Origin of the sequence: Micromonospora sp. NPDC051925 (assembly GCF_044548625.1) — a bacterium.
Lineage (GTDB): Bacteria > Actinomycetota > Actinomycetes > Mycobacteriales > Micromonosporaceae > Micromonospora.
This window is the reverse complement of the sequence record NZ_JBIUCH010000010.1, coordinates 178,713-200,769: the sequence shown is the minus strand read 5'-3', so window position 1 is coordinate 200,769 and position 22,057 is coordinate 178,713. Positions and strand designations below refer to the sequence as shown.

General features: G+C 72.8%; 24 protein-coding genes. 15 read left to right on the top strand and 9 right to left on the bottom strand.

What is annotated here, in order from left to right; genetic code table 11:
• The first annotated feature begins 1 nt into the window (after position 1).
• The 7 genes from ACIG87_RS16020 (at position 2) to ACIG87_RS15990 (ending at position 4,955) form a co-directional block, all read left to right on the top strand.
• On the top strand, positions 2-346 hold the full coding sequence (locus tag ACIG87_RS16020; RefSeq protein ID WP_396851325.1) for a non-heme iron oxygenase ferredoxin subunit: 345 nt from the start codon (positions 2-4) through the stop codon (positions 344-346).
• Positions 346-1,119, top strand: coding sequence for a Fe-S cluster assembly ATPase SufC (sufC, locus tag ACIG87_RS16015; RefSeq protein WP_396851259.1), 774 nt, complete (start codon positions 346-348; stop codon positions 1,117-1,119). The genes ACIG87_RS16020 and sufC overlap by 1 nt, the downstream gene beginning before the upstream one ends.
• A gap of 87 nt (positions 1,120-1,206) precedes the next feature.
• Positions 1,207-2,511, top strand: coding sequence for a cysteine desulfurase (locus tag ACIG87_RS16010; RefSeq protein ID WP_396851258.1), 1,305 nt, complete (start codon positions 1,207-1,209; stop codon positions 2,509-2,511).
• On the top strand, positions 2,511-2,987 hold the full coding sequence (sufU, locus tag ACIG87_RS16005; RefSeq protein ID WP_396851257.1) for a Fe-S cluster assembly sulfur transfer protein SufU: 477 nt from the start codon (positions 2,511-2,513) through the stop codon (positions 2,985-2,987). The genes ACIG87_RS16010 and sufU overlap by 1 nt, the downstream gene beginning before the upstream one ends.
• Positions 2,988-3,091: 104 nt before the next feature.
• Positions 3,092-3,553: a metal-sulfur cluster assembly factor gene (locus ACIG87_RS16000; protein WP_396851324.1), complete on the top strand. Its 462-nt coding sequence runs from the start codon at positions 3,092-3,094 to the stop codon at positions 3,551-3,553.
• 233 nt (positions 3,554-3,786) lie between these two features.
• Positions 3,787-4,488, top strand: coding sequence for an acVLRF1 family peptidyl-tRNA hydrolase (locus ACIG87_RS15995; protein ID WP_396851256.1), 702 nt, complete (start codon positions 3,787-3,789; stop codon positions 4,486-4,488).
• 98 nt (positions 4,489-4,586) lie between these two features.
• On the top strand, positions 4,587-4,955 hold the full coding sequence (locus ACIG87_RS15990) for a hypothetical protein (protein WP_396851255.1): 369 nt from the start codon (positions 4,587-4,589) through the stop codon (positions 4,953-4,955).
• 84 nt (positions 4,956-5,039) lie between these two features.
• Here the strand turns inward: ACIG87_RS15990 and ACIG87_RS15985 are convergent, their stop codons facing one another.
• Positions 5,040-5,942, bottom strand: a complete 903-nt coding sequence (locus ACIG87_RS15985; protein ID WP_396851254.1) for a neutral zinc metallopeptidase — start codon at positions 5,940-5,942, stop codon at positions 5,040-5,042.
• Between the two features lie 245 nt (positions 5,943-6,187).
• On the opposite strand from ACIG87_RS15985, the gene ACIG87_RS15980 reads away from it, so the two are divergent.
• Complete coding sequence (locus ACIG87_RS15980; protein WP_396851253.1) at positions 6,188-7,792, top strand: ABC-F family ATP-binding cassette domain-containing protein; 1,605 nt, start codon at positions 6,188-6,190, stop codon at positions 7,790-7,792.
• Between the two features lie 45 nt (positions 7,793-7,837).
• Here ACIG87_RS15980 and ACIG87_RS15975 read toward each other — a convergent pair whose 3' ends face one another.
• Positions 7,838-8,440: a cadmium resistance transporter gene (locus tag ACIG87_RS15975; protein ID WP_396851252.1), complete on the bottom strand. Its 603-nt coding sequence runs from the start codon at positions 8,438-8,440 to the stop codon at positions 7,838-7,840.
• Between the two features lie 201 nt (positions 8,441-8,641).
• On the opposite strand from ACIG87_RS15975, the gene ACIG87_RS15970 reads away from it, so the two are divergent.
• The 3 genes from ACIG87_RS15970 to ACIG87_RS15960 all read left to right on the top strand — a co-directional run bounded on the left by ACIG87_RS15970 (position 8,642) and on the right by ACIG87_RS15960 (position 11,775).
• Positions 8,642-8,869: a helix-turn-helix domain-containing protein gene (locus tag ACIG87_RS15970; RefSeq protein WP_007072022.1), complete on the top strand. Its 228-nt coding sequence runs from the start codon at positions 8,642-8,644 to the stop codon at positions 8,867-8,869.
• Between the two features lie 43 nt (positions 8,870-8,912).
• Entirely contained in the window at positions 8,913-9,680 is a 768-nt protein-coding gene (locus ACIG87_RS15965; RefSeq protein WP_396851251.1) for an enoyl-CoA hydratase/isomerase family protein, read from the top strand.
• Positions 9,681-9,792: 112 nt separating this feature from the next.
• Positions 9,793-11,775, top strand: a complete 1,983-nt coding sequence (locus tag ACIG87_RS15960) for an ABC transporter ATP-binding protein (protein ID WP_396851323.1) — start codon at positions 9,793-9,795, stop codon at positions 11,773-11,775.
• Here ACIG87_RS15960 and mug read toward each other — a convergent pair.
• From mug to ACIG87_RS15930, 6 genes are all read right to left on the bottom strand, one after another.
• Positions 11,772-12,395: a G/U mismatch-specific DNA glycosylase gene (gene mug, locus ACIG87_RS15955; protein WP_396851250.1), complete on the bottom strand. Its 624-nt coding sequence runs from the start codon at positions 12,393-12,395 to the stop codon at positions 11,772-11,774. The two genes, ACIG87_RS15960 and mug, sit on opposite strands and share 4 nt — an antisense overlap.
• Positions 12,392-13,144 (bottom strand): SDR family oxidoreductase, encoded by a 753-nt coding sequence (locus ACIG87_RS15950; protein WP_396851249.1) that lies wholly within the window; start codon positions 13,142-13,144, stop codon positions 12,392-12,394. The genes mug and ACIG87_RS15950 overlap by 4 nt, the downstream gene beginning before the upstream one ends.
• Before the next feature lie 158 nt (positions 13,145-13,302).
• Positions 13,303-13,824 carry a hypothetical protein gene (locus ACIG87_RS15945; RefSeq protein ID WP_396851248.1) on the bottom strand — a complete coding sequence of 174 codons (522 nt, stop codon included), beginning with the start codon at positions 13,822-13,824 and terminating at the stop codon, positions 13,303-13,305.
• Positions 13,821-14,639: a DUF692 domain-containing protein gene (locus tag ACIG87_RS15940; protein ID WP_396851247.1), complete on the bottom strand. Its 819-nt coding sequence runs from the start codon at positions 14,637-14,639 to the stop codon at positions 13,821-13,823. The genes ACIG87_RS15945 and ACIG87_RS15940 overlap by 4 nt, the downstream gene beginning before the upstream one ends.
• Positions 14,636-15,568, bottom strand: a complete 933-nt coding sequence (locus tag ACIG87_RS15935) for a TIGR04222 domain-containing membrane protein (RefSeq protein WP_396851246.1) — start codon at positions 15,566-15,568, stop codon at positions 14,636-14,638. Before ACIG87_RS15935 ends, ACIG87_RS15940 begins: the two co-directional genes overlap by 4 nt.
• A 243-nt stretch (positions 15,569-15,811) precedes the next feature.
• Complete coding sequence (locus ACIG87_RS15930) at positions 15,812-16,384, bottom strand: TetR/AcrR family transcriptional regulator (protein ID WP_396851245.1); 573 nt, start codon at positions 16,382-16,384, stop codon at positions 15,812-15,814.
• Positions 16,385-16,613: 229 nt separating this feature from the next.
• Between ACIG87_RS15930 and ACIG87_RS15925 the strand changes: the two genes are divergently transcribed.
• Together ACIG87_RS15925 and ACIG87_RS15920 are read left to right on the top strand one after the other, a co-directional pair.
• Positions 16,614-17,261, top strand: coding sequence for an HAD family hydrolase (locus ACIG87_RS15925; RefSeq protein ID WP_396851244.1), 648 nt, complete (start codon positions 16,614-16,616; stop codon positions 17,259-17,261).
• A gap of 235 nt (positions 17,262-17,496) precedes the next feature.
• The gene (locus ACIG87_RS15920; protein WP_396851322.1) at positions 17,497-18,348 is read left to right on the top strand and encodes a serine protein kinase RIO; all 852 of its coding nucleotides are present in this window, start codon (positions 17,497-17,499) and stop codon (positions 18,346-18,348) included.
• Positions 18,349-18,395: 47 nt separating this feature from the next.
• Here ACIG87_RS15920 and ACIG87_RS15915 read toward each other — a convergent pair whose 3' ends face one another.
• Positions 18,396-18,650: a DUF2630 family protein gene (locus ACIG87_RS15915; RefSeq protein ID WP_396851321.1), complete on the bottom strand. Its 255-nt coding sequence runs from the start codon at positions 18,648-18,650 to the stop codon at positions 18,396-18,398.
• A 305-nt stretch (positions 18,651-18,955) separates the two neighbouring features.
• Here ACIG87_RS15915 and ACIG87_RS15910 point away from each other — a divergent pair, with 305 nt between their 5' ends.
• Positions 18,956-21,550 carry a nitrate- and nitrite sensing domain-containing protein gene (locus ACIG87_RS15910; protein WP_396851243.1) on the top strand — a complete coding sequence of 865 codons (2,595 nt, stop codon included), beginning with the start codon at positions 18,956-18,958 and terminating at the stop codon, positions 21,548-21,550.
• Between the two features lie 79 nt (positions 21,551-21,629).
• Positions 21,630-22,052, top strand: a complete 423-nt coding sequence (locus tag ACIG87_RS15905; protein ID WP_396851242.1) for a roadblock/LC7 domain-containing protein — start codon at positions 21,630-21,632, stop codon at positions 22,050-22,052.
• Positions 22,053-22,057: the final 5 nt, after the last annotated feature.

The following is a 22,057-nucleotide window of genomic DNA, read 5'->3' as shown; positions in this document are numbered from 1 at the left end:
CATGATCCGGATCTGCTCGACCGAGGACGTGCCGAAGGGCACCGTGATCAGCGCCGACGTGGACGGCATCCAGATCGCCGTCGTGCACGGCGAGGACGGCAGGTTCTACGCCGTCCACGACGAGTGCTCGCACGCCTCGGTCGCTCTCTCCGAGGGCGAGGTCGAGGGATGCACGCTGGAATGTTGGCTGCACGGTTCCCGTTTCGACCTGAGGACGGGTGAGCCCAGCGGGCTGCCCGCCACCGAACCCGTTCCCGTCTATCCCGTCGACGTACGCGACGGCGACATCTACCTTCCCGTGGGCGCCGACGGCCGCCCGATGCCGAGCAATGGAGTGACCCGATAATGAGCACCCTGGAGATCCGCGACCTGAAGGTGTCGGTCAAGCTGCCCGAGGGTGAGCTCAAGCCGATCCTGTCCGGCGTCGACCTGACCGTACGGTCGGGGGAGACCCACGCGATCATGGGCCCGAACGGTTCCGGCAAGTCGACCCTGGCGTACTCGATCGCCGGCCACCCCAAGTACGAGATCACCGGCGGCTCGGTGACCCTCGACGGCGTCGACGTGCTGGAGATGACCGTCGACGAGCGGGCCCGCGCCGGCCTCTTCCTGGCCATGCAGTACCCGGTCGAGGTGCCCGGCGTCTCGGTGGCGAACTTCCTGCGGACCGCCAAGACCGCCATCGACGGCGAGGCCCCGAAGCTGCGCACCTGGGGCGGCGAGCTGCGCGGCGCGATGGAAAAGCTCCAGATGGACCCGGCGTTCGCCCAGCGCAACGTCAACGAGGGCTTCTCCGGCGGCGAGAAGAAGCGGCACGAGATCGTGCAGCTGGAGCTGCTCAAGCCGAAGATCGCCATCCTCGACGAGACCGACTCCGGCCTCGACGTGGACGCGCTGCGGGTGGTCAGCGAGGGGGTCAACCGGGTCCGGGACACCGGCGACACCGGTCTGCTGCTGATCACCCACTACACCCGCATCCTGCGCTACATCAAGCCCGACTTCGTGCACGTCTTCGTGGCCGGCCGGATCGTCGAGCAGGGCGGCCCGGAGCTGGCCGACAAGCTCGAGGAAGAGGGCTACGAGCGGTACGCCGCCGGAGCCGGCGCGGCGCGGGCCTGAGACGACGATGAGCGAGCGTCAGCGAGCGAACCAGCGGATCAGCCCGGCTGCGCCCCAGGGCGGCACGGAGCGCAGCGGAGTGCCGGCATGAGCTCCCTGACGATCCCGGCGGGCATGCCGCAGTACGACGAGGTGCCCCGCTTCGACGTGGCCGCGGTGCGTGCCGACTTCCCGATCCTCGACCGGGAGGTCAACGGGCACCCGCTCGTCTATCTCGACAGCGCCAACACCTCGCACAAGCCGCGACAGGTGCTCGACGTGCTCACCGGGCACTACGCGAGGCACAACGCCAACGTGTCCCGCTCGGTGCACACCCTGGGCACCGAGGCGACCGAGGCGTACGAGGGGGCGCGGGCGAAGATCGCCGCGTTCGTCAACGCGCCGAGCGTGGACGAGGTGGTGTTCACCAAGAACTCCACCGAGGCGATCAACATCGTGGCGTACGCCTTCTCCAACGCCTCGCTGCGCCCCGACGGTGACCCCCGGTTCCGGCTGGGCCCCGGCGACGAGATCGTGATCTCCGAGATGGAGCACCACTCGAACATCGTCCCGTGGCAGTTGCTGGCCGAGCGGACCGGCGCGACCCTGCGCTGGTTCCCGGTCACCGACCACGGCCGGCTGGACGAGTCGGGGCTGGACGAGCTGGTCACCGAGCGGACGAAGATCGTCTCGCTGGTGCACACCTCCAACATCCTCGGCACGGTCAACGCCACCGCCCGGATCACCGAGCGGGTCCGCCAGGTGGGTGCGCTGCTGCTGCTCGACTGCTCGCAGTCGGTGCCGCACCTGCCGGTGGACGTGGTCGACCTGGACGCCGACTTCGTCGTCTTCACCGGGCACAAGATGTGCGGTCCGACCGGCATCGGCGTGCTCTGGGGCCGGGGCGAGCTGCTCGCCGCGATGCCCCCGGTGATGGGCGGCGGGTCGATGATCGAGACGGTGTCGATGGCCCGCTCCACGTTCGCCGCGCCGCCGGCCCGGTTCGAGGCGGGCACCCCGCCGATCGCCGAGGCGGTCGCGCTCGGCGCGGCGGTCGACTACCTCACCGGCATCGGGATGAGGGCGATCCAGTGGCACGAGAAGGAGTTGACCGCGTACGCGCTGGACGCCCTCGCGACGGTGCCGGGGCTGCGGATCTTCGGTCCGACGGTGCCGGTCGGCCGGGGTGGCACCATCTCGTTCGCGCTCGGCGACGTGCACCCGCACGACGTCGGCCAGGTCCTCGACTCGCTCGGCGTGCAGGTGCGGGTGGGCCACCACTGCGCCAAGCCGGTCTGCACCAGGTTCGGGGTGCCGGCGATGACCCGGGCCTCGTTCTACCTGTACACCACCACGGAGGAGATCGACGCCCTGGTGGCGGGTCTCGAACAGGTGCGGAGGATCTTCGACTGATGCAGCTGGACCAGCTCTACCAGGAGATCATCCTCGATCACTACAAGCGCCCGCAGGGGCGTGGTCTGCGCGACGCCGAGAACCCGGACGCCCAGGTCGCCGAGGCGCACCACGTCAACCCGACCTGTGGTGACGAGGTGACCGTGCGGGTGGCCGCCGTCGACGACATCGTGGTGGACATTTCGTACGACGGTGCCGGCTGTTCGATCAGCCAGGCGTCGGCCAGCGTGTTGTACGACCGGCTGGCCGGTCGGCCCGCGGCCGAGATCGCCGCCGTGCACGCGGGGTTCGTGGAGTTGATGTCCGGCCGTGGCCAGGTCACGCCGGACGAGGAACTACTCGGTGACGGGGTGGCGTTCGCGGGTGTCGCCCGCTACCCGGCCCGGGTCAAGTGCGCGCTGCTGCCGTGGATGGCGTTCAAGGACGCCGCGGCACGCGCGGGGGTGGGCGTGAGCCCGACGGAGGTTGAGGCATGAGCGAGAACACCGCTACCGAGGCGACGCCGCAGACCGGCGACGCCAGCACCACGCCGTCCGGTGCGGTGCCGCCGCCGGCTGCCGACGGGGCTGTCGCCAACGGGGTGACCGGCACCGCCGAGACGGCGGGTGTCGACGCGTCGCCCGGCGTCGCCGCTACCCCGGCCGGCGACGCGACGGCGGACGTCGCCGCGACCCCGGCCGCCGACGGGACGGCGGACGTCGCCGGGTCGGCCGGCGGCAGGGCGGCCCTCGCCGACATCGAGGAGGCGATGAAGGACGTCGTCGACCCCGAGCTGGGCATCAACGTGGTCGACCTCGGCCTGGTGTACGGCGTGCACGTGGACGACCAGAACATCGCCACCCTGGACATGACGCTGACCTCGGCGGCCTGCCCGCTCACCGACGTGATCGAGGACCAGGCCCGGCAGGCGCTGACCACCGGCCCCGGCGGCGGACTGGTCGACGACATTCGGATCAACTGGGTCTGGCTCCCGCCGTGGGGTCCGGACAAGATCACCGACGAGGGGCGCGACCAGCTCCGCTCCCTCGGCTTCAACGTCTGACCGCTCCGGTCCTCGCGAGCGCGGCACCCCACTGCGGGGGCCGCGCTCGCTCGTCTGTGCGGGCGGTGCAGCCCCGCCCCTCCCCACCAGCGGACCCTGCCCGGTGCCCGCCCCGGTGGGTCGCCGGCAGTCGTGACCGCCGCCTTTCTGGCCGGGCTGGTGGCCGGCTACGGCGTCGCCGTCCCGGTCGGGGCCGGTGGGGAGGATCGGCCGTCGTGCCGTACGGTCGGGTGATGAGCAGCCGACCCGCAGCCGGTGGCGGCCGATGGGTCGAGGTCGACCCGGCCCGCGTCGCCCGCTGGGTCGAAGGCTTCACCGACCGGCACGGTCCGCCCGTCGTTTCCACCGAGGGGTACGGTCTGCTGCTCACCGCCCCCGACGGCGTGACCGCCGAGCTGCATCTGCCGCCGGGCGCACCGGCCGGCCACGGCGCGTCGGGAGACGTCGCCGGAGCGGCGACGCGGATCGACGGCCTGCCGGGGTTCGTCAGCGCCGCCGTCGCGCCCCGCCGGATCGGTCTGCTGCTCGCCCGCAAGGGCGCGGTGGCGGTCGGTGTGGCGGTCGGCGAGGAACTGCTGGTCTCCAAGGTGGACACCCGTTACGTGCAGGGTCGTACGGCCGCCGGGGGCTGGTCCCAGCAGCGGTTCGCCCGGCGGCGGGACAACCAGGCGAAGGCGGCCCTGGGCGATGCCGCCGAACTGGCCGTACGGCTGCTGCTGCCGGAGGCGGCGACGCTGGCGGCGCTGGTCTGCGGCGGCGACCGGCGGGCCGTCGACACGGTCCTGGCCGATCGTCGGCTGGCCCCGCTCGCCGCGCGGCGAGCCGACCGGCTGCTCGACGTGCCCGAACCGCGGCACGCGGTGCTGGTCGGCGCGATCGCCGCCGCCCGCGCGGTCCACATCCTGCTCCGCGACCCCGGACCCGAATCCCCCTGAGCGTCGTCGCCCACCGCTGGTGCACCGAAAGGGACGGTCCACCGCCCCACCGTCGCCGCTGCGGCCCGAGGTCCTCCTTCCCTGGGCGGGGGAGCGGAATGACTGACCCAACAAAGATCGACTGTCCTGAGGAGCACCAGGATCCCAAGGGGGCGGCCGGCCCGTACGACTGCCAGTCCTTCAAGTGGGACCCGTCAGGTACGCGCACGGTGGAGCCGCGGGCCGGCAAGATCAACAGCAGGTTGTACGCCTGGACGCGGGTGACCGATGCGCAGCCGGGCGACAAGTTCTGGATCGAGATGAAGAAGAAGGCCGGCGAGACGGGGCCCTGCTACCCGGTGGAGTTCAAGCCCGGCGGCCGGAACTGCACCGAGGCCATCCCGGTGGAAGCCGGTGCGCAGTGCCGGGCCGGGTGCGCCGTCAAGGGCGTGGCGAAATACACGGCCTGGAGTTCCTGCCAGAAGTAGTCGTAGCCGTCGCCGGTGCGTCGAGCGGCGGCCGGTGGGCGTGCGCCCAGCCGACCGCCGTGACGGTGCCGCTGCGGTGCCCGGTCAGAGGCTGCCGCCGAAGGTGTCGCAGGTCTTCGGGTCGCCGGTGGTGTAGCCCTTGGTGAACCACTGCTTGCGCTGCTCGGAGGAGCCGTGGGTGAACTCCTCGGGGTTCACCGGGCGGTTGGCCCGCTTCGAGATGGCGTCGTCGCCGATCTTCTCGGCGGTGTCGATCGCCTGGGCGATGTCCTGCTCGGTGATGCTCTTGAAGATCTTCTGGCCCTGTTCGTCGGCGGTGCCGGTGGCGTTCTTGGCCCAGGCGCCGGCGTAGCAGTCGGCCTGGAGTTCCAGCTTGACCGAGAGCGCGTTGGCGCTGTCCGGATCCCGTTGCTGCTGGCGGCGCATCTGCGCCTCGGTGCCGAGCAGGTCCTGCACGTGGTGGCCGTACTCGTGGGCCAGCACGTACGGCTGGGCGAACTCGCCCTCGGCGCCGAGCTGGTCGGCCAGGGTCTGGTAGAAGGTGAGGTCGATGTAGACCAGGTCGTCGGCCGGGCAGTAGAACGGCCCGACGCCGGAGTCGGCCTGGCCGCAGCCGGTGTTGACGCCCTGGCTGAAGAAGACCGTCCTGGACGGCTGGTACTGCTCGCCGAACCGCTCCGGCAACGCGGTGCGCCAGTACGCCTGGATCGAGTTGACGTAGAGCGTGTTGCGGCAGTCCAGCTGCTTCAACGCGTCGTCGGCGGAGCACTTCTGCGTAAGCGACGTGTTGTCGCCCGACTCCGCGCCGCCGCCGTTCATCGCGTTCAGTCCGAAACCGCCGCCCACCAGGGCCACCAGCACGGCGATGACGATGCCGACGATGCCGCCGCCGCCCGGGATCGGGATGCCCAGCCCGCCGCCCCCGCCGGATCCTCGCCGGTCGTCCACCTGGCTGGTGTCGACCTGCGCGTTCTCGTTCAGCTCCATGTTGACCCCGATCGCCGATTCGTCACGTTTGTGGGCTGTGGTACCGGACCGGGTCCGGACGGCGTTTTCGGTACCCGATGATCTTGTGTGGTAATCCGGACGGTGCGCGTCGAGCCGCCCGGTACACTTGTCGGGTGCTGCGCTGCGAAGGCTGAATCGCCCCGCGCCGACGGGAACCACCGATCCGCCGGCGCTTTCGCGTGCCCTGAGTCAGCCCTTCCAGACCCCCGAGAGCGAGTACGGAAATGATCAGTGTCACCGGCCTGGAGCTGCGCGCCGGTTCCCGGATCCTACTGTCCGACACCACCCTGCGGGTACAGCCCGGTGACCGGATCGGACTGGTCGGCCGCAACGGCGCGGGCAAGACCACCACCCTCAAGGTGCTCGCCGGCGAGGGGCAGCCGTACGGCGGGCAGATCGACCGGCGCAGCGCCATCGGTTACCTGCCCCAGGACCCGCGTACCGGCGACCTGGAGGTCACCGGCCGGGACCGGGTGCTCTCCGCCCGTGGGCTGGACGTGCTGATGGCCCAGATGAAGGAGATCGAGCAGCAGCTCGCCGACGGCGTGGACGACAAGTTGGTCCGCCGCTACGGCGCGCTGGAGGACCAGTTCGCCTCCCTGGGTGGGTACGCCGCCGAGGCCGAGGCCGCCCGGATCTGCGCCAACCTGGGACTGCCCGACCGGGCGCTGGCCCAGACCATCGGCACCCTCTCCGGCGGTCAGCGACGCCGCATCGAGCTGGCCCGCATCCTGTTCCGCGACGCCGGGGAGAACGGCGGCGGCATCCTGCTGCTCGACGAGCCCACCAACCACCTCGACGCCGACTCGATCACCTGGCTGCGCGGTTTCCTCGCCAACCACAAGGGCGGGCTGATCGTGATCTCCCACGACGGCTCGCTGCTGGAGTCGGTGGTCAACAAGGTCTGGTTCCTGGACGCCACCCGTTCCGTGGTCGACGTCTACAACCTGGGCTGGAAGGCGTACCAGGAGGCCCGGGAGACCGACGAGCGGCGGCGTCGCCGGGAGCGGGCCAACGCCGAGAAGAAGGCCGGCGCGTTGATGGCGCAGGCCGACAAGATGCGGGCCAAGGCCACCAAGACCGTCGCGGCGCAGAACATGGCCCGGCGTGCCGAGAAGCTGATCTCGGGACTGGAGGAGGTGCGCCAGTCCGACAAGGTGGCCAAGGTGCGCTTCCCGAACCCTTCACCGTGCGGCAAGACACCGCTGACCGCGTCCGGGTTGTCGAAGTCGTACGGGTCGCTGGAGATCTTCGCCGACGTGGACGTGGCGGTGGACCGGGGTTCCCGGGTGGCCATCCTGGGGCTCAACGGTGCCGGCAAGACCACGCTGCTGCGGATGCTCGGCGGCCTGCTCACGCCGGACACCGGCGAGGTGCGGGCCGGGCACGGGCTGCGGTTGGGCTACTACGCGCAGGAGCACGAGACGCTGGACGTGGACCGCACGGTGCTGGAACACATGCGCAGCGCCGCGTTCGAGCAGTCCGACACCGATCTGCGCAAGATCCTCGGCGCGTTCCTCTTCTCCGGCGAGGACGTGGACAAGCCGGCCGGGGTGCTTTCCGGCGGGGAGAAGACCCGGCTGGCCCTGGCCACCCTGGTCTGTTCCGGCGCCAACGTGCTGTTGCTCGACGAGCCGACGAACAACCTGGACCCGGTCAGCCGTGAGCAGGTGCTCGACGCCATCGCCCGCTATCCCGGTGCGATCGTCCTGGTCACCCACGACCCGGGCGCGGTGCTCGCCCTCAAGCCCGACCGGGCGATCCTGCTCCCCGACGGCGACGAGGACGCCTGGAGCGACGACCTCCTCGAACTGGTCGAACTGGCCTGATCCGCTCCGGTCGGGGCGGTAGCCCTGACCGGGCCGGTCCGGTGGTCAGCCGGCGTGCTCGGCCAGCCGGCCGAGCACGCCCGAGCCGATCAGGATCACCAGGCCGATGGCGATGAAGATCGCCGGGACCAGCCAGTGGCCGGCCCGCCCGACCAGGCGGACCACCCGGGGGTGCCCGCCGAGCAGGGCGGCGGCCCCGCACCAGACGGCGACCAGGGCGGCGAAGACCAGCAGGTAGACCAGCCCGGTGCCCGGGTCGAGGGACCGGAACACCGGGACGTAGACGGCGATGTTGTCGGCGCCGTTGGCGATCGTCACCCCGGCGACCCCGAGCAGGCCACCGACCACGGCCGGCGGGGCGCCGTCGTCGGTGCTGGTGAGCAGCGCCCGGACGCCGAGCGCGATCGGCAGCAGCCCGAGCAGGCCGGTCCACGGGTCGGGGACCACCAGCAGGCCGGCGGCGACCACCACGCCCGCCGCGACGAGGGCGGCGATGCCCAGGTACTGCCCGGTCACGATCTGCCACGGGCGGGGTCGACCGGTGCCGCGGGCGGCCACGAAGAGTACGGTCAGCACTACGATGTCGTCGAGATTGGTGGCGGCGAAGACGGCCGCCGCTGCGCTCGCGCTGCCCAGCAGTTCGGTCACGCCCGGCAGGTTACGGGCCGCTCACCCGGCCCGATGCGGGGCGGTCCCGCCGAGGATCGTTCGGAGGGTCACTCTATCGGGTTGGCGACACTGCATAGCGTGTCGGTTGGCGAAGAGTTGATATCTGGCGCATGATCGTTCGAGACGGTCTAATAGGTGGGACCGTATCGAACCGCACAGTCTGGGACGTGAGGAATCAGCATGGCAGCCACTGGCACAGCCACCAGCACTGAGAAGGGTCGCCGGATCGTCGGAGCCGAGCGTCAGACGCTCGCCAAGGACCTGGTAAAGCGGTACACCGGCGGTGAGAGCATCCGTGCGCTTGCCGCTTCGACCGGGCGATCCTACGGGTTCATCCACCGCGTGCTCACCGAGTCCGGTGTGCAGCTGCGACAGCGCGGCGGCGCCCGGCGTCGTAAGAAGGCGTGACCCGCCCACCAGCGTCGTCCGTCAGCACGCCCCGGGTGGTCCGGTGACCGCCGAGACGACCGGGGTGCGACTGCACTGCGACGGGCCGGTTGCGACGGTCACGTTGTGCCGGCCCGACGTGCTCAATGCCCAGACCCCGGCGATGTGGCGCGCGATGAGCGACTTCTCCCGGGACCTGCCCGGCGACGTGCGCGTCGTGGTGGTACGCGGCGAGGGTCGGTCGTTCTCCGCCGGCCTCGACCTGTCGGTGGCCGGTGCCCAGGGGCCGGGTTCCTTCGCCGAGCTGTCCACCCTGCCCGAGCAGGAGTGCGCCGACCTGATCGCCGGGTACCAGCAGGGTTTCACCTGGCTGCACCGCCCGGACGTGATCTCGGTGGTGGCCGTGCAGGGCCACGCCATCGGCGCGGGCTTCCAGCTCGCCCTCGCCTGCGACCTGCGGGTGCTCGCCGAGGACGCCCGGTTCTCGATGGCCGAGGTGACCCTCGGCCTGGTCCCCGACCTGGCCGGCACGAAGCGGCTTGTCGAGTTGGTCGGCTATGCGCGGGCCCTGGAGCTGTGCGCCACCGGCCGGCGGATGGACGCCGCCGAGGCCGACCGGATCGGGCTGGCCAACCTGGTGGTGCCGAACACCGAGTTGGACGGCGCGGTACGGGATCTCACCGCCGGCCTGCTCGCCGGTGACCGGGACGCGGTGGTGGAGATCAAGGCGCTGCTCGCCGGTGCCGCCGGCCGCTCCCACCCCGAGCAGCAGCGGGCCGAGCGCGAGGCACAGACCCGCCGGCTGCGCGACCTCGCGGGCCGGGGCGAATAGTAAGGACTGTTCGGGAAGAGCCGGGTTACCGCCGAGGTTGTCGTAGTCGTCGGGAGAATCGACCCGACGACGTGTGCTGCCCACCACCCGGAGGTGACCGATGTCCAACCCGATGGCGGGCGGCAACATGGCCGGATGGAGCATGCTCCGGTCGATCCGCCACCGCGACGAGGTCTCCGCGCACCGGCTCACGCGCGGCACCGCCGACCGGATCATGGCCTTCGCGCAGCCCTACCGGCGGGACATCGTCGTCTTCCTGGTGACCGTGGTGATCGCCGCCGTGATCGGGGTGGCCACCCCGGTGCTCGCCGGTCACGTGATCAATGCGATCAGCGGGGGCGGCCCGGAGGCCGGTGCCACGGTCGTCCGGCTCGCCCTGGTCATCGGCGTGCTGGCCGTCGCCGACGCGCTCTTCTCCCTCGCCCAGCGGTGGTACTCGGCCCGGATCGGTGAGGGCATCATCCTCGACCTGCGCACCCGGGTCTACGACCACGTGCAGCGGATGCCGCTGCAGTTCTTCACCCGGACCCAGACCGGCGCCCTGGTCAGCCGGCTCAACAACGACGTGATGGGTGCCCAGCGGGCGTTCACCTCCACCCTGTCCGGGGTGGTCAGCAACGTCATCCAACTGGTGCTCACCGCCGGGGTGATGTTCACCCTCTCCTGGCAGATCACCACGCTCTCGCTGGTCCTGCTGCCGATCTTCGTGATCCCCGCCCGGCGGGTCGGCAAGCGGCTGGCCGAGATCACCCGGGAGTCGTACAACCTCGACGCCAAGATGAACGCCACGATGACCGAGCGGTTCGGGGTGTCCGGGGCGCTGCTGGTCAAGCTGTTCGGCGCACCAGAGGTGGAAGCGGGCCGGTTCGCCGCGCGGGCCGAGCGGGTACGCGACATCGGCATCCAGTCGGCGATGTACTCGCGGACCTTCTTCGTGGCGATGCTGCTGGTCGCCTCGCTGGCCCAGGCGCTCACCTACGGGCTCGGCGGCTGGCTGGCGGTCACCGGCGCGGTCAGCGCCGGCACCGTGGTCACCCTCGCCCTGCTGCTCACCCGTCTCTACGGCCCGCTGACCGCGCTGTCCAACGTCCGGGTCGACGTGATGAGCGCGCTGGTCTCCTTCGACCGGGTCTTCGAGGTGCTCGACCTGCGCCCCGGTATCGAGGAGAAGCCCGACGCGGTGCCGGTGCCCCGGGACGCCGGGCGGGTCGAGTTCCGCGACGTCCGGTTCCGCTACCCGGCCGCCGCCGACGTCTCGCTGGCCTCGCTGGAGGAGGTCGCCACCCTCGACCGGACGGCCAACGAGCCGGTGCTCAAGGGCGTCTCGTTCAGCGTCGAACCGGGGCAGATGGTGGCCCTGGTCGGACCGTCCGGCGCCGGCAAGTCCACCCTGTCCATGTTGATCTCCCGGATCTACGACGTCACCGACGGCGAGGTACGGGTCGGTGGGGTCGACGTCCGGGACGCCACCTTCGCCTCGCTGCGCGACGAGATCGGCGTGGTCACCCAGGACTCCCACCTGTTCCACGAGACGATCGCCGAGAACCTGCGGTACGCCAAGCCGGACGCCACCGACGACGAGATCTGGGCGGCCCTGGCCGGTGCCCAGGTGGCCGACCTGGTGCGTGCCCTGCCCGACGGGCTGGAGACGACGGTCGGCGAGCGCGGTTACCGCTTCTCCGGCGGCGAGAAGCAACGCATCGCCATCGCCCGGCTGCTGCTCAAGGCCCCGTCGATCGTGATCCTCGACGAGGCCACCGCCCACCTCGACTCGGAGAGCGAGGCGGCGGTGCAGCGGGCCCTGTCCGTGGCGCTGACCGGTCGTACCGCCCTGGTGATCGCGCACCGGCTCTCCACCGTCCGCGACGCCGACCAGATCCTCGTCCTCGACGGTGGCCGGATCGTCGAGCGGGGCCGGCACGACGAACTCGTCGCGGTCGGTGGGCTCTACGCCGAGCTGTACCGCACCCAGTTCGCGGTCGCCGACTCGCCCGCCCCGTACGCCGAGGCGGACCAGCCCGAGCCGATCATCACCACCGTGCCGATGGGCACCTACGTCGCCCAGGAGGCGCTGCCCCCGGCGGTCGCCAACTAGCCCGGGAGGGCGGCGGCCCGCAGCTCGCCGAAGGCGGCCCCCAGTGTCTGCGCAGTGAAGTGGGCGTTCAGTCCGCTGGGGTTGGGCAGCACCCAGAGCCGGGCACCGGCCAGCGGCTCCGGCTGCGGGCCGAAACCGGCCTTCGGCCGGGCGAAACCGATCCGGTACGCGGTCACCCCGACCACCGCCACCCAGGTCGGCCGGTACCGGGCCACCTTGTCGGTAAGCGTCCGCGCGCCCGCCACCAGCTCCGCCGGGGTCAGCTCGTCCGCCCGCGCGCTGGCCCGCGGCACCATGTTGGTGATGCCCAGCCCGTACCCGGGCAACGTGTCCTGCTCGCTCGGGTGCAGTTGGCGGGGGGTGAAGCCGCCCCGGTGCAGGGCCGGCCAGAAGCGGTTGCCGGGCCGGGCGAAGTGCCACCCGGTGGCCGCCGACCAGAGACCGGGGTTGATCCCGACGAAGAGCACCGCCAGATCGGGGCCGATCACATCCGGGATGGTCCGGTCCGCTGCCGCGGCCAACTCCGCCCGACCCGGTCGCCGCCCGACCGGATCGCGGGAGCACCGGGCCGGTTCGGGGGCGCGTCCGGCGGGGCCGGGGGAGCGGCGGGGCGGGGTCACAGGCTGCGCAGGGCGCCGCCGTCGACGGGCACGGTCACCCCGGTGACGTAGCCGGCGGCGGGGGAGAGCAGGAAGGCGGCCACCCGCCCGAATTCGGCCGGGTCGCCGATGCGGCGCAGCGGGATGTCGGCCGCCACCCGGGACCGGGCCGCTTCGTCGTCGCCGAGCAGCTCCCGGTTGCGGTCGGTCAGCATCCGTCCGGGCAGCAGGCCCAGCACCCGTACGCCGCGCGGGCCGTACTCGTCGGCCAGGTCCTTGGCCACCCCGGCCAGGCCGGGACGTAGGCCGTTGGAGATGCCGAGGCCGGTGATCGGCGTGCGGGCGGAGGTGGACAGCACCATGCCGATCGCCCCGCCGTCGGTGAGCGTGGCGGCCACCGTCCGGGCCGTCCGCACGGTACCCAGGAAGATCGTCTCGAACGACTCCCGCCACTGGGCGTCGCTGACCTGCGCGGCGGTGCCCGGGGGTGGCCCGCCGACCGAGACGAGCGCCCCGTCGAGCCGGCCGAAGTGTTCGCGGGCGGCGACCACCAGCCGCTCGGGGACGCCCGGGTCGGCCAGGTCGGCGACGATCCCGATCGCGTGGTCGGGCCCACCCAGCCGGTCGACCGCAGCGGCGACCCGCTCCGGCGTCCGGGCGGACAGGACCACCCGCGCCCCGTCGGCGACCAGGCACTGCGCGGTCGCGAAGCCGAGCCCTCGGGACGCGCCGGTCAACACGTACACCCGATCGGTGAGTCCGAGATCCATGCCACCGATCCTGCCGTACCCGGTGGCGGTGGGCGCAGGGGGTCGGCCGCCGCCAGCGACGTGCGCCAGCAGGCCGTGCCCGGTGCTGGGCGGCGCGCAGAGGTGGGAGGCGTCACCCACCTCCGGTGGCGGACGAGGTCCCCGTGGGTCGGTGGGGGTCAGCGGCGGGCCGGGCGCAACAGGCGTACCCGACCGGCGACCTGGAGGGCGACGGCGCCGCCGGTGCGGGCGAGCGCCGGCAGCCGGCGGTGGCGTGGCGGCTGCCGCCCGTCGTAGTGGTCGGCAGCCTCCCGGATGGCCAACTCCTCCGCGCCGAGCGGCGGGAGCGCCCCCCGCTTCCGCAGGTCGCGGGCGAGGTCCCAGCCGTCGCGCAGCGACCCGGCGGTGGGTCGGCCGGCAGCCCAGTCGCGGAAGGTGCGCCACCAGGCGTCGCCGAGGCCGGTGGCGAGCAGTGGCCAGTGTCGGGCGACCTCCCCGGCCCGCTTGCGCAGCAGGGCCAGCCTGGCGGCGTCGACCCGGTCGGCGGCGAAGCCGGCGGGCATCGGCGCCCCCGCGACCAGGGTCGCGACCAGCGCGGCCTGTCGGGCGGCCAACCCGTCCGGTGGGGCCAGCCGTGCCCGTGGGATCCGGTCGGCCGGCGGGACGGCATCGGCCGGTGGGGTGGGGTCGGCCGGGTTCATGTGACGACCGGGTGGCCGGCGGCGACGGCGAGGGCGTCCAGTTCGGCCCGTAGCTCGGCGGCGGGCGGGTAGTGGCCGTCGCGTTCCAGCAGCAGCGCGGGCGGACTGCGTCGGGCGCAGAGCGCGCCGACCAGCTCCAGCACCTCGGCGGGCACCGGGTCGGTGTGCGTGTCGTGGTAGAGCCCGCCGTGTTCGGACCCGCCGGCCACGTGCACGTAGGAGATCCGGTCCAGCGGCAGCCGGTCCAGCAGGGCCTGTGGGTCCTCGCCCCGGTTGCGGGCGTTGGCGTACACGTTGGCCACGTCGAGCAGCAGCCCCGCCCCGGTGGCGTCGAGGATCTCGGTGAGGAAGTCCGCCTCGTCCAGCTCGTCGTCGGGCCAGTCGAACAGCGCGGCGATGGGCTCCAACGCGAGCGGCACCGGCAGCTCCGCCTGCGTACGCCGGACGTTCGCCACCACCGCCGCGACCGCCTCCCGGCTACGCGGCAGCGGCAGCAGGTGGCCCGCCTCCAGGCCACCGGCCCGGACGAACGCGATGTGCTCGCTGACCAGCGGCGCGTCGACCAGCTCGGCCACCCGGGCCAGGTGCGTCACCCGGGCCGGGTCGACCGGTTCCGCGCCGCCCAGGGAGAGCCGCACTCCGTGTGGTACGACGGTGACCCCGGCCTCCCGCAGCGTGGCCAGGCCGGGTGGGAGCGGCCTGCCCGGGGCGAGCGACTCCGCCACCACCTCGACGAAACGCAACCCCGGCAGCTCGGCGACGAACCCGGCGATCTCCGGTCGCCAGCCGATGCCCACCCCGCTCGGCCCGGTCACCCGCCGCACCCCCCGCCGCCGCAGGAGCTGCCACCGCCGCAGGAGGACGAGCTGCCGCCCCCGCAGGAGGACGAGCTGCCGCCGCACGAGGTGCCCGTCGACGACGAGTAGCCGCTGCCGCTGCTGGCGTTCAGCGCCTGCCGCTGGATCTCCGCCTGCTCGGCGAAGCCGGGGTCGAGCGCCCAGAGCGAGATGGTGCCGTACAGCGCCACGCCCATCGCCGCGCCGGCCGCACCGTACGTCGCGTACGCCGGGGCGGAGCCGGGGGAGAGGTGGATGTTGCTGCGGCGCAGGCCGCGCAGCGCCACGTTGGCCGCCCTGGTCCGGCGGGGCGTACGGGCGACCAGGGCGAACGTCACGCCGACCCCGAGCAGGGCGAGCAGCAGCCAACCGACGGGTCGTCCGTTGACCAGGCCGGCGACCAGTCGCACCACGCCCACGGCCAGCAGCGCCAGCAGCAGGTTCCGCCCTCGACGCAGCGCCCGGATGCCGTCGGCGTCGATCAGCAGGCCACGCTGCTCCAACCCCTGCCGCAGCTGCTCCAGGGCGCGGGCCACTCCGGAGTGGCGACGCAGTTCCCGGGCGGCGATCGGCTGGCGGGCGGCGTACCGGATGGCGTGGTCCAGCGGGGTGGCGCCGGCCGGGGTCGGGCCGGCGGCGATCAACCGGCGGTCCGGTTGGACGTCGATCGCGCCGGCCCCGCGCAGGCCGCCCAGCGCCGCCCAGACGGCGAGCTGATCGCCACCGTTGAGGTAGGCCACCTGCTGCGGCCCGAGCTGGTCGGCGCCGACTGAGTCGGGGCCGGCGGTCAGCCGGCGGCGGTGCAGCACCGTGGCGACCACGGCGACGACGGCCACCAACAGGTAGAGCTTGAGGAAGAGCGGTCCGGGGATGCCCCAGGTGTCGCCCGATGCGGCGAGGGTGTTCATGGGCTGCTCCTGTCGCGCGAGGGGAATCGCGGCCTCATTGTGGAGCAGCCCCGCCACGTCGGCAGCGGTGCGGGGGGTGAGTTACCGAGCCGAGACGCGCCCTGCCGCCGGCCGTCCGACGGGTGCCGCGGCACGACGGCGGGGTGTCAGGTCGTCGGTGGTCGGGACGACAGCGGGGTGTCAGGTCGTCGGTGGTCGGGACGACAGCGGGGCGTCGGGTCAGCGGGCATCGGCACGGTGGGGTCAGCGTCGGCGGACGGCCTCCTCGACCAGGTCCAGCACCGGCCCGAGGTCGCCGGCGGGCCGCCCCATCGCCAGGTGCAGCACCAGCCCGTCGTACGCGAGTTCCAGGAACTGGGCCAGTACGTCGATGCCGACGTCCTCGCGGAGCACACCGGCCTCGCGCTGTCGGACGAGCCGGTCCCGGGTCGCCTCGGCGATGGCGGCGGACCGTTCGGCCCAGCGTTGGGCGAAGGCCGGGTCGGTACGCAGCCGGCGGGACACCTCCAGTTGGCTGCCCAGCCAGCCGGTGGTGTCCGGGGAGACCGCGCGGGCCAGGAGGTCCCGCATCACCTGGACCAGGCCGTTGCGGGCCACCGTCTCGACCATCACGGCGGCGTCGTCCTCGGCGACGGCGAGGAAGAGCGAGTCCTTGTCCCGGAAGTGGTGGAAGATGGCGCCCCGGGACAGCCCGGTCGCCTCCTCCAGCCGGCGTACGGTGGCTCCCTCGTAGCCGTGTCGGGCGAAACAGGCCCGAGCCGCGCCGAGGATCTCCTGGCGGCGAGCATCGAGCTGATCCTGACTTACTCTGGGCACGGGTCGATCGTCGCAGGTGACCCTCCGCAAGGCAAACCGTACGTACGGCTTGCTATTGCCCGTCGCCTCCGCCTGCCGGACGCCCGTCCGGTTAGGATCGGTTGTGCCGACAGCCCCGGTCACCTCCCCGTACCCGCCCGTTGTGCCCGCCCGACGTCGGCTGCCCGACGGTCGCCGGCCGGCGGCTCGACCCTGTCGGCGGCGGACCTCTCTCCCGTAAGGTGCCTCAGTGCCGTTGCTCCTGCTCGACCTGGACAACACCCTGCTCGATCGGGCCGGGCCGTTCCGCGCCTGGGCCGAGGGTTTCCTGGCCGAGATCGGCGCACCGCACACCGACATCGACTGGCTGCTCTCCATCGACGCCGACGGGCTGACCGACCGGTGGGACATCGCCGATGCCATCCGGGACCGGTACGCGCTGCGGATCCCCTCCATCGACCTGGTCGAGGAGCTGCACGACGGGGTGGTCGGGTACACCCGGTTGGATCCGTTGGTCGCCTGCGCGCTGCGGATCGCCGACGACGCCGGCTGGCTGCCGGTGGTGGTCACCAACGGCTCGGTCCGGCTGGAGGACGCCAAGATCCGGCAGACCGGCCTGGACCGCTACATCGCCGACTGGGTGATCTCCGAGGAGGCCGGGGTCAGCAAGCCGAATCCCCGGATCTTCGCGCTGGCCGCCCAGCGGGCCCGGATGCCGCTGCGTGGCGCGTGGGTGGTGGGCGACAGCCCGGAGGCGGACATCGGCGGGGCCGCCGCGGTCGGCCTGCCCAGCGTCTGGCTGCACCGGGGCCGGACCTGGACCGACGACCGGTTCGCCCCCACCCGTACCGTCGACTCGTTGATCGCGGCGGTCTCGGTGGTGCTCGCCGGCGGGTAATTCGGTTGCGCCCCGCTCGGGGCGTCGGCCAGCATGGGCCCGCGCAGGCACGCGCAGCCGGGCGGGGCCCGGTCGAGGAGAGGAGGTCGGTCATGGCCGTATTCGCAGGGTCACACCACCTGCCCTCACCAGCCTCGACCAAGGGATCACCAGCACCGTGCGCGAACACGACCTCCCGGCGCCGCAGCGCCGTGGCCGCGGCAAGAGCCGCTTCGACGACGACGAGACCCCCTTCCTGACGTACGGCCGGCCGCCGCAGCCGGCCCGCGCCGAGCCCGACGACGCACCCGACCCCGAGGACCGCTGGTCCTCCTGGGACGAGGCCGTGCACGGGCCCGAACCACACCCGGAGTGGCTGGTCACCGAGCTGGCCGCCCGGGACACCGAACTCGGTGTGCTCAAGACCGGCAAGGAGGCGGACGTCCACCTCGTCCGCCGCGCGGTGCCCGACACCGACCGGTCCTGCCTGCTGGCCGTCAAGCGGTACCGGGACGCCCAGCACCGGCTCTTCCACCGCGACGCCGGCTACCTGGAGGGACGCCGGGTGCGCCGGTCCCGGGAGAACCGGGCGATGGCCGGACGCACGGCGTTCGGCCGGCAGATGATCGCCGGTCAGTGGGCCGCGGCCGAGTTCGCCGCGCTGTCCCGGCTCTGGGAGATCGGCGTCGAGTCCGGGCGGATCGCCGTGCCGTACCCGGTGCAGCTGCTCGGCACCGAGTTGATGTTGGAGTTCGTCGGTGACCCCGACGAGGGGACCGCCGCGCCCCGGCTGGCCCAGGTACGCCCCGACCCGGCGCAGCTGCGCTCACTCTGGGAGCAGTTGGTGGACGCCCTGGTGGTGCTGGCGCGGGCCGGCTACGCCCACGGCGACCTGTCGCCGTACAACCTGCTGGTGCATGCCGGGCGGCTCGTCATGATCGATCTCCCGCAGGTGGTCGACGTGGTGGCCAACCCGCAGGGGCCGGAGTTCCTGGCCCGCGACGTCCAGGTGGTGGCCACCTGGTTCACCGCCCGGGGGCTGCCCGCCGCCGACACCGAACCGGCCGAACTCACCGGGATGCTGCTGCGCGAGGCGGGGGTGCGCTGAACCGGCGACGCCCCGGACGGCCGCCGGCCGTCCGGGGCGTCGGGTGTTCACTGGAGGTAGCGCTCGACCTCCGACACCGGTCGGGCACCCTGTGCCTCCGGGTCGCCGTGGGCCTCGCGGGCCGCCCGGCGGCGACGCAGCAGATCCCAGCACTGGTCCAGCGACTCCTCCAGCGCGCGCAGTCGTTCCTTGGCCTCGTCGTCGGTGCCGGATTCGTGGGCCTGGGCCGTCGAGCGGAGTCGGTGCTCCTCGTCGACCAGTTCCGAGATCCGGTGCAGGATGGTCTTGTCGTCCATGCCCATGAGCCTGGCACAGCGGGATGCCGCGCGCCCGCGTTCGGGGTCGGCCGGCCCCTCGGCCGGTGGGTCGCCCACCCGTGCCCCGCACCCTGCCGGGCCGTCGCCGGGCCGACGGACCGGCCGGCTCGTCGTCGCGCCGGTACGATCCATGATGGCCACAATCGCCCCTGGACCTGCGGCACCGGCCCCGTCGTCATGATCAGCAAAGCTTGAGCGATGGTGGTGCCGACTGCTAGCGTGCGCCGGGTTCAGGTGTGTCGTGACGCGTCCCGCGTCCGGCGGCCACGGTCCGGCCCGGGGGCGGTGTGATGGGTTCCGGCAGCACGCGTCTGCGTACCAAAATCGTCGCCCTGCTCACCTCGCTCGTCGCGCTCTGGTCCTTCGCGGCCTGGGTGACCGTTCGGGACGGCTTCAACCTGCTCTGGGTCCAGACCCTCAACAGCCGGGTCGCCGACCCGGGGGAGTCGCTGCTCACCGCCCTGCAGGACGAGCGTCGGCTCGCCAACGCCTACCTGGGTGAGCGTGGCCAGCGGCAACTCGACGCGTTGGCCACCCAGTGGCAGCGCACCGACCAGGTGGCGGATGCCTTCGGCACCTCGGTGGGCAGTTGGCAGGCCGAACTGGCCACCGGGGACGACACCCGCCGCCGGGTGGACGAGGTGCTGACCGGCCTGAGTGGTCTGACCGGCGTCCGTGAGTCGGTGCGCGACGCCGGGTTCAACCGGGCCGAGGCGTCCGCCGCGTACACCTCGATCCTCGCCGCGGTGCTGCGGATGTACGGCTCGCTCGGCCAGCTCGACGACGTGCGGATCGCCGCGGAGGGCGAGACCCTGGTCGACCTCTACCAGGTACGGGAGTTGATCTCCCAGCAGGACGCCCTGATCACCGGCGTGCTCGCAGCGGGCCGGATGACCGGCGACGAGTACGCCCGCTTCACCCAGTTGGTCGGCGCCCAGCGCTACCAGACCGCGGAGGCGGTCGCCGAGCTGTCGCCGACCGACCGGGTCCGGTACGACCAGCTCGCCGGCTCGGATGCGGTGGCCCGGTTCCGGGTGCTGGAGGACCGGGTGATCCAGCAGTCCCGGTCGGGGACCGCTCTGCCGTTGACCGCCGAGGAGTGGCAGTCGACCGTCGGGCCGGCGTTGCAGGCCCAGGTGGACTTCGCGGTGACCGTCGGCGACGGGCTCATCGACCGGGCCACCCCGGTCGCGGTGGGGGTCATCGTCCGGATGGTGCTCGCCGCCGGCCTCGGTCTGATCGCCGTGGTCGCCTCGATCGTGATGTCGATCAGCACCGCCCGGCACCTGGTCCGCCAGTTGGCGCGGCTGCGTGACGCCGCGCTGCGGCTGGCGCACGAGCGGCTGCCCGGCGTGGTGGACCGGCTCGGCCACGGCGAGAACGTCGACGTGGCCCGCGAGGCCCCACCGCTGGACTTCGGCGACGACGAGATCGGCCAGCTGGGGCGGGCCTTCAACGCCGTACAGGAGACCGCCGTGCGGACCGCGGTGGAACAGGCCGAGCTGCGCCGCAACGTGCGCGGGGTCTTCCTCAGCCTGGCCCGGCGTACCCAGGCGCTGGTGCACCGCCAGCTCACCCTGCTCGACGCGATGGAGCGGCGGGAACACGACGCCGAGGAGCTGGAGGACCTGTTCCGGGTCGACCACCTGGCCACCCGGATGCGTCGTAACGCGGAGAACCTGATCGTGCTCTCCGGCGCCACCCCCGGCCGGGCCTGGCGGCGCAACGTGCCCATGGTGGACGTGGTCCGCGGCGCGGTCGCCGAGGTCGAGGACTACACCCGGGTGGACGTGCTGCCGCTCGGGCCGGTCGCGCTCGCCGGCCGGGCGGTCGGCGACGTGATCCACCTGCTCGCCGAGCTGATCGAGAACGGACTGTCCTTTTCGCCGCCGCACACCACGGTCGAGGTGCGGGGCCAGTTGGTGTCCGCCGGGTTCGCCATCGAGATCGAGGACCGTGGTCTGGGCCTGACCGGGGAGGAACTGGTCGCGGCCAACCGCCGCATCGTGGACCGGTCCGAGCTGAACCTGGCCGACGCCGCCCGGCTCGGGCTGTACGTGGTGAGCCGGCTGACCGAGCGGCACGGGGTGAAGGTACAGCTCAAGGAGTCCGCCTACGGCGGGACGACCGCCGTGGTGCTGATCCCGTCGGAGCTGGTCGTACCGGGCGACCCGAGCCAGTCCGGCGCGCTGCCGGTCATCGCCGACGTCCCGGCCGCCCCCGGTGACGCTCCGCCGGTGACCGGCGAAGCGCCACCCGTGGCCCCGGTGGCCGCACCGTCGTCGGGCGTCGTGACCCCGGCCGGTCTGCCGACCCGGTCCCGTAAGCGACCCTCGCCGCAGGACGCCCTGACCGCGCCGACCGTCCCGACCGGTCTGCCGGTGACCGGCCGCCGGCCGTCCACCTCGGAGCGGCCGGCGGCGGACCGGTCGGTCACCGGCCCACCGCACACCGACGGGCGGCAGGCGAACGAACCGGTCAGCGGCGGGCCGACCACCGGCGGACCGGTCAGCGGCCCGGCGGTCACCGCCGGGCCCGGGTCGGACCGGTCGGGCGGGCCGGACCCGGTTGCCCCGGCGGCCCGGGGCGGGTGGACGGTGGACGACGGTGGCGGCTCGTCGTCGCCTACTGTGGAGGGGCCGGTGACCGACGCCGGCCTGCCGGTGCGGGTTCGACAGGCGAACCTGGCACCCGAACTGCGGGCCTCCCCGACCGGTGGGGAGACCGGGGCCGGTGGTGCGGGGCGACGCGCGCCCGACCAGGTGCGCCAGATGATGAGCGCCTACCAGTCGGGTACCCGACGCGGCCGGACCGACGCGGCCCGTCTGCTGGACGGCACCCGCACCGGTGACCGGTCGGACGACGGAAACAGCCCGGCAACCTGACGACGTCGCGACGGATGCGACGCCGACGACGGGGAACGGCAACCGAGCACGGCGGAACCGCCGGGGAAGAGGACGACGAGTGGGGCAGACGACGGCATCCGGTGCCGACCTGACGTGGTTGCTGGACGATCTGGTCGGCCGGGTGAAGCAGGCCGAGCACGCCGTCGCGCTCTCCACCGACGGCCTGCTGATGGCCGCGTCCCAGGGGATGGGCCGGGACGACGGGGAACACCTCGCCGCGATGGCCGCCGGCATCCAGAGCCTGGCCCGGGGCGCCGGCAAACGATTCGGTGGTGGGCAGGTCCAGCAGACCATCATCGAGATGGAGTCGTCGTTCCTGTTCGTCACCGCGGCCGGGCCGAACGCGTGCCTGGCCGTGCTGGCCGGCACGGACGCCGACGTCGGCCTGATCGCGTACGAGATGGCGATGCTTGTCGCCCGGGTGGGCAAGTACGTGGCGTCACCGGTTCGGGGTGTCGACCAGCCGTCCGGCGGGAGCTGACCGCG

Excerpts from the sequence above, each read along its gene's own strand:
- ACIG87_RS16020 (WP_396851325.1), top strand. The coding sequence starts at position 2 with ATGATCCGGATCTGCTCGACCGAGGACGTGCCGAAGGGCACCGTGATC.
- ACIG87_RS15960 (WP_396851323.1), top strand. The coding sequence starts at position 9,793 with ATGGCGGGCGGCAACATGGCCGGATGGAGCATGCTCCGGTCGATCCGC.
- ACIG87_RS15945 (WP_396851248.1), bottom strand. The coding sequence starts at position 13,824 with ATGAACCCGGCCGACCCCACCCCACCGGCCGATGCCGTCCCGCCGGCC.
- ACIG87_RS15910 (WP_396851243.1), top strand. The coding sequence starts at position 18,956 with ATGGGTTCCGGCAGCACGCGTCTGCGTACCAAAATCGTCGCCCTGCTC.
- ACIG87_RS15915 (WP_396851321.1), bottom strand. The coding sequence starts at position 18,650 with ATGGGCATGGACGACAAGACCATCCTGCACCGGATCTCGGAACTGGTC.
- ACIG87_RS15990 (WP_396851255.1), top strand. The coding sequence starts at position 4,587 with ATGACTGACCCAACAAAGATCGACTGTCCTGAGGAGCACCAGGATCCC.
- ACIG87_RS16010 (WP_396851258.1), top strand. The coding sequence starts at position 1,207 with ATGAGCTCCCTGACGATCCCGGCGGGCATGCCGCAGTACGACGAGGTG.
- ACIG87_RS15995 (WP_396851256.1), top strand. The coding sequence starts at position 3,787 with ATGAGCAGCCGACCCGCAGCCGGTGGCGGCCGATGGGTCGAGGTCGAC.
- ACIG87_RS15950 (WP_396851249.1), bottom strand. The coding sequence starts at position 13,144 with ATGGATCTCGGACTCACCGATCGGGTGTACGTGTTGACCGGCGCGTCC.
- ACIG87_RS15985 (WP_396851254.1), bottom strand. The coding sequence starts at position 5,942 with ATGGAGCTGAACGAGAACGCGCAGGTCGACACCAGCCAGGTGGACGAC.
- ACIG87_RS15980 (WP_396851253.1), top strand. The coding sequence starts at position 6,188 with ATGATCAGTGTCACCGGCCTGGAGCTGCGCGCCGGTTCCCGGATCCTA.
- sufU (WP_396851257.1), top strand. The coding sequence starts at position 2,511 with ATGCAGCTGGACCAGCTCTACCAGGAGATCATCCTCGATCACTACAAG.
- ACIG87_RS15935 (WP_396851246.1), bottom strand. The coding sequence starts at position 15,568 with ATGAACACCCTCGCCGCATCGGGCGACACCTGGGGCATCCCCGGACCG.
- ACIG87_RS15970 (WP_007072022.1), top strand. The coding sequence starts at position 8,642 with ATGGCAGCCACTGGCACAGCCACCAGCACTGAGAAGGGTCGCCGGATC.
- sufC (WP_396851259.1), top strand. The coding sequence starts at position 346 with ATGAGCACCCTGGAGATCCGCGACCTGAAGGTGTCGGTCAAGCTGCCC.